The organism is Pseudomonas sp. GW821-FHT07E12 (genome assembly GCF_058986605.1).
In genome coordinates, this window is record NZ_JBYSVX010000023.1 from 25,644 (window position 1) to 38,182 (window position 12,539).

Genomic DNA, 12,539 nt, shown 5'->3' on the forward strand with positions numbered 1-12,539 from the left:
ATCGCAGCAACTGCGACTGCTGAGAACGGGAGTGGAGATTGATCAGGACTTAGACGTTCTAAGCGCTTTTCATGTGATGAGGCGCTGAGGAAAAAGTCCAGATGCTGGAGCGCTATGCGAAGTGCATGCGCTAGGAAAGTGAAGTGAGGGGGGCTGGATCGACAGCAGCGCCATGACAACCGCTGGCCGGCGTCGCGTAATCACGAAAGGGTCGGTGGCGCTACACGTTCGGCGGCGTGAGCCTTGTCCGTGGTTCCACGCTGGGCGGCCTTGTCCCGCCGGTCAGGAGGTACCGCCCCTCAAGCCGGCTCGTCCGGGATCAGCATGCTCTCCAGGCGTGTGATGCAGTCCTTGAGTAACAGCTTGCGTTTCTTCAGGCGCTTGATCGTCAGTTGGTCGGCATGCACGTTCTCGACCAGCGCGGCGATGTGTATATCCAGCTCGCGATGTTCCTGCCGCAGCCTGGCGGCGTGTTCAGCGATGTCGGTGGGGTTGCGGGTTTCCACGCGGGCCAGCATACACATCTGCCATGGATGACGTCACCGCCATTGCCAGTGGAACCAGGTCCGGACCGATTGCCCCGGCAGCAGCCGCTTCGGGCTGGAGATTGAAGGCGTCGGGTGGCCCGGTCTGCGGTTCCACACGGGTGGCGTGGGCGGGCTGGTCGTACACCGCCCCATGTTGGCTGTCGGAGCTGAGCAGCAGCGCGCCGGGTGCGAGCGCGCGCTGGGCCACATCGAGCGGCATCGCGATCAGTCGCCGTACGGGTGCAGGGTGCGGATGCTGCCATCCTGGTCGTAGAAAAGTTCGGCGACCTTGATGTTGCGCAGGTGGGTCAGCCCGCCGGACATGATCGAGTCGTGGTAGTACAGCCACCAGCGGCCCTCGAACTCGAGGATCGAGTGATGCGTGGTCCAGCCGAGCACCGGCGTGAGCAGCACGCCCTTGTAGGTGAACGGACCGTACGGGCTGTCGCCGACCGCGTAGCACAGCAGGTGGGTGTCACCGGTGGAATACGACAGGTAGTAGCGCCCGCCGTAGCGGTGCAGCCACGGGCCTTCGAAGTAGCGGCGGGCGTGGTCGCCGGCGAGCAGCGGTTGGCCGGCTTCGTCGAGGATCGGCACTTCGCGCGAGGGTTCGGCCAGGTGCTTCATGTCGTCGCTGAGACGGGCTACGCGCGGGCCGAGTGCGGGTTGGTCGTCGGCGGGCTCCTCGTGCATCGGGTCGTAGTGGTTGTCGCGATAGTGCTGCAGTTGTCCGCCCCACAGGCCGCCGAAGTACAGGTAATACGCGCTGTCCTCGTCGGCGAATACGGCCGGGTCGATCGAATAGCCGCCGGCGATCGGCTCGGGCTCGGCAACGAACGGGCCTTCCGGATGTGCGCTGCTGGCGACGCCGATCTGGAAGATGTCGTCGGCGCGCTTGGCGGGGAAGTACAGGTAATAAACGCCGTCCTTCACCGCAGCGTCCGGCGCCCACATCTGCCGGTGCGCCCAGGGCACCTGGTCCACGTGCAATGCCATGCCGCAATCGATGGCTTCGCCATCGGGCGAATCCTGGCGGAACACGTGGTAGTCGACCATCGCGAAATGGTCGCCGTTGTCGTTGAAGCCGGCGACACCTTCGACGTCGTGCGACGGGTAGATGTAGACGCGACCCTCGAACACGTGTGCGGAGGGATCGGCGGTATGGATATGGGTCACCAACGGCGGGGATAGCGCGTTGGAGGAGAGTGCCTTCAGGCGTTCCGGATCGAGTCGTTCGCTCATGGGGGGAGTGAGGTGGTGGGGAGGGTCAAGCGGTGGCGCGGCGTGCGTCCAGTTCCTGTTCGATGCGGCTCTCCATCCGCTTGTCGATGCGGTAGAGCGACAGCAACGCGATGCCGGCGAGGAAGGGAATGGCGCTGTAAAGGCTGACCGAGAGGCGGATGCCGTTGGCGACCTGTGCAGGCTGCACCGACGCGGCGGCGTCGTAGCCGTAGCTGGCGAGGATCGCGGCGACAAGCGCGCCGCCGACGCTGAGGCCGACCTTCAGCCCGCACAGCATGGCCGAGAAGATGATCGCGGTGGCGCGGCGGCCGGTCTTCCATTCGGAGTAGTCGGCGACGTCGGCGATCATCGCCCACAGCAGCGGCGTGGTGATGCCGTAGAAGAAGCCGTGCAGGATGTAGGCCAGCACCACCGCCGCGACCGCCTGCGGTGAGAACAGCCAGAACGCGAGCAGGCACAGCGTGGCCAGCAGCAACGCACCGGCGAACACGTCGCGCTTGCCGAAGCGGTCGGCCAAGCGTTTCGAGAAGGCGATGCCGACGATCATGAAGATGATGCCGGCCGCGCTGAACAGGCTGAACGCCGAGGTCGCCGGATCCTGCGGCCAGTGGAAGCCTTCCAGGCCCATGCCGAGCAGCGCTGCATCGATGCCGCCGATGAAGCGATTGAAACCGACCTGATCGATGAAGCCGGCGAGCGCCTGCGGATCGAGGTAGTACTTGAAGTAGTAGACGTACATCCCGCCCTTCAGGGCGAGCGTGATGAAGATCAGCACGGTGAGTGCGAGCACCACTCGCCACGGACCGTTGCCGGCCAGGTCGAGCAGATCGCGACGCACCGAGGAATGCTGCTCCGGGCGTGGCACGATGCGTTCGCGCGTGGAGAAGAAGGTGATCAGGAAGAACACCGTGCCGATCACCGCGAACAGCGCCATCGCGTGCTCGAATCCCTTGGCCTTGTCGCCATCGCCCAGGATCAGCACCAGCGGCAACAACAGCACCTGGATGACGAACTGCGCGATCATCACCGCCACGAAGCGGTACGAGGACAGGCTGTTGCGCTGGGCCATGCTGCCGGTCAACACGCCGCTCAGCGCTGCGTACGGCAGGTTGTTGGCGACGTACACCAGCATCAGCAAGGTGTAGGTGGCCAGCGCGTAGACGATCTTGCCGTGCTGGCCCAGCGACGGCGTGGAGAACGCCAGCAACGACAGCGCGCCGAACGGCAGTGCGGTCCACAGTATCCACGGACGAAACTTGCCCCAGCGCGTATGCGTGCGATCGGCCACCAGACCGATCACCGGGGTGAACACGAAGGCGCCCAGCAATCCCACCACGAAGATGATGCTGGCCGCGGTGGCGGCGGGAATCCGGTAGACGTCGGTGTAGAAGAACGCCAGGAAGGTCACCAGCGTCTGGAAGATCAGGTTGGCCGCCAGGTCGCCCAGGCTGTAGCCAACTTTCTCGCCGATGGAAAGAGTTTGCGTTCGTTCGTTCATGGAATCCAGCGGTGGTGGGGACACATCCTTGGAACGCTCCTCACCCGGAGGCGAGGAGCGTCATCGGCGCTCAGAACGAGCCACGCAGGCCCAGCATGATGGTGCGGCCGGGATCGTAGATATCGTTGACGGCGTTGTCCCAGTAGAAGTTGGAGCGCCGCGCCTTGCCGTCGATGTTAATGACGTTCAAGGTGATCTGCGGCGACGACTTGAACTGCGACAGCGTGTAACTGGCCGACATGTCCCACTGCCCGCGTGCCTCGCCGATGATCTGCGCGTAAGGAATGCCGTTCTGGTTCGGCCCGGTGCCGATCACCGCATCGGTATGCGTGTAGGACAGCCGTACCGAGAAGCCTTTGTTCTCCCAGTAGGTGGTCGCATTCCACAGCTTCGGCGCGATGCCGTAGAGGTTGCCGGTGAGCTGGTCGGCATCGTTGCCTTCGGCCGACAGGTTGATGTCGGTGTAGTTGGCCTGGATGCCCAGTCCGTCGAACACGAAGTCCAGCGGCTGCACCCAGATCGCTTCCCAGCCGCGCACGTTGAGCGTGGCGCTGGCATTGACCTGTTGCGAGACCGCCACCAGCGCGCTGTCCGGGCCACCGCGCGCGTTGATCGCGCTTTGCTGGACCGGGTCGAGCTGGTCGAACGGAATGCCCAGCCGCGAGAACGGCATCGTGGTGGTGCCGAGGTAGGTATAGCCGTTGATGCGCTTGTTGAAGAACGTCAACCCGACCATGCCTTCGCCACCGGTGTACCACTCGCCACCGAGGTCGAGGTTGGTCGAGGTATACGGGGTCAGGTTGGGATTGCCCTGCGTGGCAAGGTCGGCGGTCGGCCAGCTGAGCGAGGTGGCCGGCAGCATCGAGCTGGGATTGGGTCGGGTCATCGTGCGCGATGAGGAGAACCTCAGCACCACGCTGTCGGCCACGTCCCAGGCGGCGCTGAACGATGGCAGGTATTCGCTGTAGCTTCCCTTCAGGGTCTGCCAGCTGCGCACGCCGCCGATGGTCACCGGGCCGCTGATCTCCTGGTCGGTAGTTGCATAACGCACGCCGGCATTGAAGCGCAGGTTGCGGTTCAGCACTTCGGTCTCGCCGTTCACCTCGATGTAGGCACCCCAGGTGCGCTCCTCGAGTCCACCGGTGGATGCGCCGGTGTTGGGGCCGGACGATTCCGGTGCGCCGTCGCGGTACTGGTAGTAATTGGTGGCGTTCTTGAAGGCATCGAAATCGGCGGTGATGAAGCCGTACGGACCGGGACGCAGGTACTGCGCCAGCTGCGAATCGGAGACGGTCGACAGCACGTAGGTCTGCCACGCGCTGCTGTTGTCGAAGCCCTGGATGCGACGCATGTTCTCGTCGTAGGCGGCGCCGATCTTGACGTTGCGCTTGTCCTCGCCGAACTGCAGGTCGGCACGCGCGCCCTTGGTCTCGGTCACGCGCTTCTCGTTCTGCACGTTGACGCGGCCACCGCTCCAGGTCCAGCCGGCGTTGGGATCGTTGAGGTCGAGGTCGGTGGTCCAGGTCGGCACGCCGCCGTTGTTGGTGTACTGCACCGTGGTGTAGGGCGAATTGACCAGGATGGTCGGCGACTCGCGGAACATCCAGCTGCGACTCATGTTGGCCTGCACGTCGAGCTTGATGGCGTTGTCGGCGCCGAACCAGAACGTGCCGCCGGGATTGACGTTCCAGTACTTCACGTCCTCGATGTACGGGCGTGCTTCCAGGAAGAACTGCGCATTGGCGAAGGTCGCGCTGGTGACCACGCCGTTGGCATCGACCTGCATGTTGGTCGGGATCATGCCGTTGGCGGCGAAGTTGCGGCCGACCAGATTGATATCGATGCGCTCGTTGGTGCGATGTGCCTTGGTGAACATCGCATCCAGGTAGAAGTTCATCTTGTCGTTGGGACGCCACTCCAGCGAGGTGATGAAACCATCGCGGTCGCGATCACCGGACATGTGCACCGGGCGGCCGAGGCGCGGGATCAGCGCCTCGCTGATCTGGTCGATGGTCAGCCCTGGATTCAGCGCCAGCAGCATGTTCTTGTCGATGACCGCGCCCGGCGTCAGCCCGGCGGCGATGGTGGAAGCATTGTTCGGCACGGTGGTGGGAATCAGCCAGTTGCCGCCGCCACCGGTGTTGCAGGAGGCCGGACGCCCGGAGTCCGGGTTGACGCCACTCGGTGCGGCCAGGCCGCATTGGGTATAGCTGAGCCCGGGATTGGTCCAGCCGACCGACTCGTAGCCTTCCACGCCGATCTTGCCGCGCGTGGAGGTGACGCCAGCGAGCACGCCAAAGGTGCCCTCGGAATTGGTCCAGCTGCCGATCACCGAGCCGAGCGGGGTGACCTTCTCGCTGATGTCGTTGTAGCTGCCCTGTATCTGGTAAGTCAGGTGCGTGCCGGGCCGGTCGAACGGGCGCGCGGTGCGCATGTCGACCACGCCGGAAATGCCGCCTTCGACCAGGCTGGCCTTCGGCGTCTTGTTGACCGTCAACTGGGTGAAGAATTCGGTCGGGAACAGGTTCAGATCGACTTCGCGGTTCTGGCTCTGGTTGTTGAGCCCGATCGACGCGGTGGCGACCGGATTGCCGTTGATCACGGTCTTGGTGAAGCTGTTGGGCAGGCCGCGGATGGCGATGTTCAAGCCTTCGCCATTGACGTCGCGCTCCAGCTGGATGCCGGGAATGCGGTTGAGCGACTCGGCGATGTTGGTGTCGGGGAACTTGCCGATGTCTTCGGCGTAGACCGAATCGGTGAAGCCGGTCGAATCGCGCTTGGCGTCGGTGGAGAACTGGATGCTGCGGCGATAGCCGGTGACCTGCACGCGGTCCAGGTCAGTGACCGCCGGTGATGCTGTCGAAGCTGAAGGTGACGGTGCCTGTTCGGCCGTGGTGGCTTGCTGCGCCAAGGCGGCGCCGCTGGTACCGGCCAGCAATGCGATGCTCAAAGCACGCGCAAGCGTGCTCACGTTCGGATGATGCTTCACCTTACTCCCTCCCAGGTTTGGTGACTGCTTCACCATCACGGATCGTCCGTGTCCCGCGGGGATGCGGGTGCGTCCGGACTGGCCCCTGATGGCGCGACGGATGATAGCGCTATCAATTGAGGCGTCACGCTGCGCAGCAACAAACGCCTTCGATGCGGTGCCGGTGGCTCGGGTTCCCGATATGCCTTGGCGGTCATGGCGCACGACGAGTGGGCGAAAAACCGGTAAATCAAGGGGGGTAGCGCGCTGGATGCGTCCTGGACCATCGCTTCAAGGGATCGAAACAGGCACGTGGATGCTCGGAATCCCTCGCCACCATGCGGTTTCGCTGCAGTGCAAATAGCCGCAACGCCTGGCCTGTGATAGTGATAGCGCTATCAATCGCGTGGCAAAAGCGGCGTAATCCGGGGAGGGCGAGGATGGAACAGCGTGCAGGCGACGGCGCCGAAGTGCGATCCAACGGAGCAGTGGCGCGCGTCGGCCGTTATCGCTGGCGCGTGTGCGCGATGCTGCTGGCGGCGACCACCATCAACTACATCGACCGCCAGGTGCTGGGCGTGTTGGCGCCGTTCCTGCAGGAGCACATCGGCTGGAACGAGATGGAGTACAGCTACATCGTCACCGCCTTCCAGGCCGCGTATGCGCTGGGGCTGCTGTGCACCGGTGCGGTGATCGACCGGCTCGGTACGCGCATCGGTTATGCGATCGCGATCGGCGTGTGGAGCCTGGCGGCGATGGGGCATGCGCTGGCAGCCGGCGTGGTCGGTTTCATGGTCGCGCGCTTCGCGCTGGGGCTGGGCGAGGCCGGCAACTTTCCGGCGGCGATCAAGACCGTGGCCGAGTGGTTCCCGCGTCGCGAACGTGCGCTGGCGGTGGGCATCTTCAACTCGGGCTCCAACATCGGCGCGATCGTCGCGCCGATGGCGGTGCCGGTGGTGGCCGCGATGTGGGGTTGGCAGGCCGCGTTCCTGTGCACCGGCCTGCTCAGCGGGGTGTGGCTGCTGGTGTGGCTGCTGTGGTATCGCGAGCCAGAGCGGCAGCCGGCGTTGTCGCGCGAAGAACTGGCGCACATCCGCAGCGATCCGGCCGAAATCTCGCAGCGCGTGCCGTGGTCGCGGATCCTGCGCCATCGTCAGGCCTGGGCGTTTGTCGCGGCCAAGTTCATGACCGATCCGATCTGGTGGTTCTTCCTGTTCTGGCTGCCCAAGTTCCTGCACGCCCAATACGATCTGTCGCTGCTTGCGCTGGGGCCGCCGCTGATCGCGATCTTCGTGATGGCCGATATCGGCAGCATCACCGGAGGCTGGTTGGCCGGGCGCCTGCTGCGCCTGGGCTGGAGCGCCAACCGCGCGCGCAAGACCGCCATGGCGCTGTGCGCGCTGGCGGTGGTACCGATAGTGTTCGCGGGCTGGGCCGACAATCTGTGGGTGGCGGTGGGGTTGATCGGGTTGGCGACGGCCGGGCATCAGGGCTGGTCGGCGAATGTGTTCACCCTGCCGTCGGACATGTTTCCGCGTGATGCGGTGGCCTCGGTGGTTGGTCTGGGCGGTTTTGCCGGCGCGGTCGGCGGCATGATGATCTCGACGTTGATCGGGTTGCTGTTGCAGGCGACCGGGAGTTATCTGCCGGTGTTCCTGATGGCCAGTACCGCCTATCTGCTGGCATTGCTGGTGGTGCACCTGTTGGTGCCGAAGCTGGCGCCGGCAAGGTTGGAGTCGTAGTGGGATTGTTGTTGTAGGAGCGGCTTCAGCCGCGATGGGTCTTCCTAGGAACGCCCATCGCGGCTGAAGCCGCTCCTACATGAAGAACGAAGTGGACGATTGGAAATCTTCATGAAAAAAGCACACGTCATCCTGCTCATGGCGCTGACTGCGCTATCGACAGGAACCGCAGGCGCAACCACCACCGACGCGGTCCGCTGCAGCGCGCCCGCCGCCGTGTGTGAACGTGCCGTCGCCGGTGCCTTGCCCCTGGTGGAGCGCGGCAAGCCCATCGCCGTGCTGGCCGACGCGGACGACCATCCGGGCGTGCTGCGTGCAGCGCGCGACCTGCGTGCCGATCTGTCCGCCGTCGCCGGCCACGAGGCGACGTTCGCCACTGACGCGTCCACCACACCGCGCATGGCGATCATCGCCGGCACGCTGGGTCACAGCCCGCGCGTGGACCGCATCGTGCGCGAGAAGGGCGTCGACACCCGTGATGTCGCCGGGCGTTGGGAGGCCTATTCGCTGCAAGTGGTGGAGAAGCCCGAGCCGGGCATCGAACGCGCGCTGTTGATCATCGGCGCGGACAAGCGTGGCACGATCTACGGCATCTACGAACTGTCGCGCCGGTTGGGCGTATCGCCTTGGCAATGGTGGGCGGATGTGCCGGCTCCTCGCCACGACACGCTGCATGTAGCGCCCGGGCGCTTCGTCGATGCACCGGTGGTGCGTTATCGCGGCATCTTCATCAACGACGAGGATCCGGCCCTGGGCGGCTGGGTGAACGCGACCTACGGCGGGCCCAACCATGGCCTCTACGAGCGCGTGTTCCAGCTGATCCTGCGCAGCAAGGGCAACTATCTGTGGCCGGCGATGTGGGGCCGCGCGTTCTACGACGACGATCCGCGCAATGCCGAGCTGGCCGACGATTACGGCGTGGTGATCGGCACCAGCCACCACGAGCCGATGATGCGCGCCCATGTGGAATGGAAGCGCCACGGCAGCGGCCCGTGGGACTACACGCGCAATCGCGACGCATTGCAGGCGTTCTGGCGACAGGGCATCGAGCGCATGGGCCACAACGAAAGCGTGGTGACGCTGGGCATGCGTGGCGACGGCGATGAGCCGATGTCAGAAGGCACCGCCATCCCGCTGCTCGAAGGCATCGTTGCCGACCAGCGCAGGATCATCACCGAAGTGACTGGCAAGCCGGCCGAGGACACCCCGCAGGTGTGGGCGCTGTACAAGGAAGTGCAGGACTATTTCGACAACGGCATGAAAGTGCCCGACGACGTCACCCTGCTGTTCGCCGACGACAACTGGGGCAACCTGCGCCGGTTGCCGAAGCTGGGCGACAAGCGTCCCGGCGGTTACGGCATCTACTACCACTTCGATTACGTCGGTGGCCCGCGCAACTACAAGTGGCTCAATACCGTGCAGATCGAGCGCACCTGGGAGCAGATGCGGCTGGCGCATACCTATGGTGTCGACCGCATGTGGATCGTCAATGTCGGCGACATCAAGCCGCTGGAGTTCCCGATCTCGTTCTTCCTCGACTACGCGTGGAACCCGGACGCGATGCAGCTGCCACAGTTGCAGGAGTATCCGACCAGGTGGGCGGCCGAGCAGTTCGGCCCCGCGCACGCGGCGGAGATCGGTGAGCTGCTGACCCGCTATAGCCAGTACAACGCGCGACGCAAGCCGGAGCTGCTGTCGCCGGACACCTGGAGCCTGGTCAACTTCGACGAGGCCGAGCGCGTGCTGGCCGAGTGGCAGGCGCTTTCCGACCAGGCCACGCGGATCGGTGCGGCGCTGCCGGCGGCCTATCGCGACGCGTACTACCAACTGGTCGAATACCCGGTGCTGGCCAGCGCGAACATCAACGCGCTGTACGTGGCGGTCGCGCGCAACCGGCTGTATGCGTTGCAGGGCCGCGCCTCGGCGAATGCCTGGGCGAAGGAAGCCGAGCGTCTGTTCGCGCGCGATGCCGAACTGGCACGCGTCTACGAGCAGGACATCGCCGGCGGCAAGTGGATCCACATGATGTCGCAGCCGCGCATCGGCTACACGCATTGGCAGCAACCCGAGCGCAACGTCATGCCGGCCTTGTCGCACGTCGACGTGCCGGCACGTGCGGTGATGGGGCTGGCTCTGGAAGGCGATGGCAAGGCGTGGCCGCGCCCGGCCGGACGACCGGTGTTGCCGCCGTTGGAACGCCTCGGTGCGACCTCGCGCGAGATTGTCGTGTTCAATCGCGGTGGCGCGCCGTACCGCTACGAGGCACGCGTGAAGGAGCCCTGGGTGAAGATACTGCCGGCCGCTACTGGCGAAGTCGTGGACGAACAACGCTTGCAGGTCAGCGTGGACTGGGCGCGCGTGCCGGAGGGCGAGCACGACGTGGTGATCGCGCTGGACGGCAGCGAAGGCACCGAGAACCACATCCAGCTTCATGTCTCCAATCCACCGCGCGGCACGCCGCCGACCGGCTTCGTGGAGACCGATGGCCATATCGCTATCGAGGCCGCGCACCATGCACGCGCGGTGACCGTGCCGGGCATGCAGTGGCAGGTCATCCCGAACCTGGGCCGCAGCCTCTCCGGTGTCACCGTGTGGCCGGCCACGCTGCCCGCACAGGTACCCGGTGGCAACGGCGCGCATCTGGAATATCCGCTGTACCTGCGCGAGGCTGGCGAGGTCGAGGTGCGGGTGGTGGTGTCGCCGAGCCTGGACATGTGGCATCGCGGCGGCCTGCGTTACGCGGTGTCGTTCGGCGATGCACCGCCGGAGATCGTCAACGTGCGTCTGGATCCGACTCCCGGTGATCGTGATTTCTTCGCCTGGGGTCGCGCAGTCAGCGACAGCGTGCACGTTGCGACCTCGCGCCACCGCACTGGTGCCGGCGCACAGACGCTCAAGCTGTGGCTAGTCGATCCGGGTCTGGTGTTCCAGCGTGTGGAGGTGGTGCGTGGCACGCTGCCTGCCAGTTACCTTGGCCCGCCGGAAAGCCAACGCCTGCCATGAACCCCATCGTACTTCCCACACCATCGCCGCCTACCCGATGAATGCCAACACCACACCGCTGACGCTGCACGAAGATCGCCTGTTCTCGCCTGATCCAACCCAGCGCTCGATCGCGCGACGCCTGTACGCGCAGGTCGCGACGCTGCCGATCGTCAGCCCGCACGGCCACACCGATCCGGCCTGGTTCGCGGGCAACGCCGCGTTCGCCAATGCCACCGAGTTGCTGCTGGTGCCGGATCACTATGTGTTCCGCATGCTCTACAGCCAAGGTGTATCGCTGGACGAACTGGGCATCCCGCGCGCCGATGGCTCGCGCGCCGATGTCGATCCGCGTCAGGCATGGCGGGTGTTCGCGCGCAACTTCCATCTGTTCCGTGGCACGCCTTCGTCGATGTGGCTGAACCACGTGTTCCACGAGGTGTTCGGCCTGCGCGTGCGCCTGGATGCCAGCAGCGCCGATCACTACTACGACACGATCACCGAAGCCTTGCAGACGCCCGGATTCCGCCCACGCGCACTGTTCGAACGCTTCAATATCGAGGTCATCGCCACCACCGAAGGCTCGCTCGATTCGCTTACGCATCATCAGACGATCCGCGACAGTGGTTGGCAAGGTCGCGTGATCACTGCGTACCGGCCGGATGCGGTGGTCGATCCCGAGCACGAGCAGTTCCCCGATGCGCTGCGTCGGTTTGGCGAGCTGACTGGCGAGGATGTACACGATTGGGACGGCTACCTGCGCGCGCATCGCCAGCGGCGCGCGTTCTTCGCGTCGATGGGTGCGACCTCGACCGATCACGGTCATCCCAGCTGCGCCACCGCCGACCTGTCGCCGACGCAGGCGCGTGCGCTGTTCGTGAAGATCGTGCGTGGCGATTTCGACGCCGCCGAGGCCGAGCTGTTCCGTGCCCAGATGCTGACCGAAATGGCGGCGATGAGTCTGGACGATGGCCTGGTGATGCAGATCCATCCGGGCTGCTTCCGCAATCACAATCGCGACCTGTTCGCGCGCTACGGCCGCGACAAGGGCGCCGACATCCCGCTGCGCACCGAGTACGTGCAGGCACTCAAGCCGCTGCTGGATCGCTTCGGCAACGAGCCGGGATTCAAGCTGATCCTGTTCACGCTGGACGAGAGCACCTACTCGCGCGAGCTGGCGCCGCTGGCCGGCCACTACCCGAGCCTGCTGCTCGGGCCGGCGTGGTGGTTCCACGATGCGCCGGAAGGCATGTGGCGCTTCCGCGAGCAGACCCTGAGCACCGCCGGCTTCTACAACACGGTGGGTTTCAACGACGACACCCGCGCATTCCTGTCGATCCCGGCGCGGCACGATGTCGCACGCCGCATCGACTGTGCGGTACTGGCCAGGCTGGTGGCCGAGCATCGGATCGAAGAGGACGAGGCGGCGGAAGTCGCTGTTGATCTCGCCTACCGGTTGCCCAAGCAGGCCTACCGGCTATGAGATTGCATCAAACCGTAGGAGCGGGGGGGGGGGGGGGGGGGGGGTGCCGTGGGGGAACTTCCTGGCTCGCGTCGCTCCCCCACAAAAGCAGAGGGTT

The 12,539-nt window shown here is 65.2% G+C and carries 7 protein-coding genes; 3 read left to right on the top strand and 4 right to left on the bottom strand.

The genetic code is table 11. From position 1 onward, the window contains the following. Positions 1–299: 299 nt before the first annotated feature. From AC3WJE_RS13450 to AC3WJE_RS13465, 4 genes are all read right to left on the bottom strand, one after another. Positions 300–518, bottom strand: coding sequence for a YdcH family protein (locus AC3WJE_RS13450; protein ID WP_493731318.1), 219 nt, complete (start codon positions 516–518; stop codon positions 300–302). Between the two features lie 234 nt (positions 519–752). Next, on the bottom strand, positions 753–1,769 hold the full coding sequence (locus tag AC3WJE_RS13455) for a glycoside hydrolase family 43 protein (protein ID WP_493731319.1): 1,017 nt from the start codon (positions 1,767–1,769) through the stop codon (positions 753–755). A 25-nt stretch (positions 1,770–1,794) separates the two neighbouring features. Further along, positions 1,795–3,267 (bottom strand): MFS transporter, encoded by a 1,473-nt coding sequence (locus tag AC3WJE_RS13460; RefSeq protein ID WP_493731320.1) that lies wholly within the window; start codon positions 3,265–3,267, stop codon positions 1,795–1,797. 70 nt (positions 3,268–3,337) lie between these two features. Continuing rightward, complete coding sequence (locus tag AC3WJE_RS13465) at positions 3,338–6,238, bottom strand: TonB-dependent receptor (protein WP_493731321.1); 2,901 nt, start codon at positions 6,236–6,238, stop codon at positions 3,338–3,340. A gap of 437 nt (positions 6,239–6,675) precedes the next feature. Here AC3WJE_RS13465 and AC3WJE_RS13470 point away from each other — a divergent pair, with 437 nt between their 5' ends. From AC3WJE_RS13470 to uxaC, 3 genes are all read left to right on the top strand, one after another. Further along, entirely contained in the window at positions 6,676–7,977 is a 1,302-nt protein-coding gene (locus AC3WJE_RS13470) for an MFS transporter (protein WP_493731322.1), read from the top strand. 111 nt (positions 7,978–8,088) lie between these two features. Then, complete coding sequence (locus AC3WJE_RS13475) at positions 8,089–10,980, top strand: glycosyl hydrolase 115 family protein (RefSeq protein ID WP_493731323.1); 2,892 nt, start codon at positions 8,089–8,091, stop codon at positions 10,978–10,980. Between the two features lie 37 nt (positions 10,981–11,017). Then, the gene (uxaC, locus tag AC3WJE_RS13480) at positions 11,018–12,442 is read left to right on the top strand and encodes a glucuronate isomerase (RefSeq protein ID WP_493731324.1); all 1,425 of its coding nucleotides are present in this window, start codon (positions 11,018–11,020) and stop codon (positions 12,440–12,442) included. Positions 12,443–12,539 lie beyond the last annotated feature (97 nt).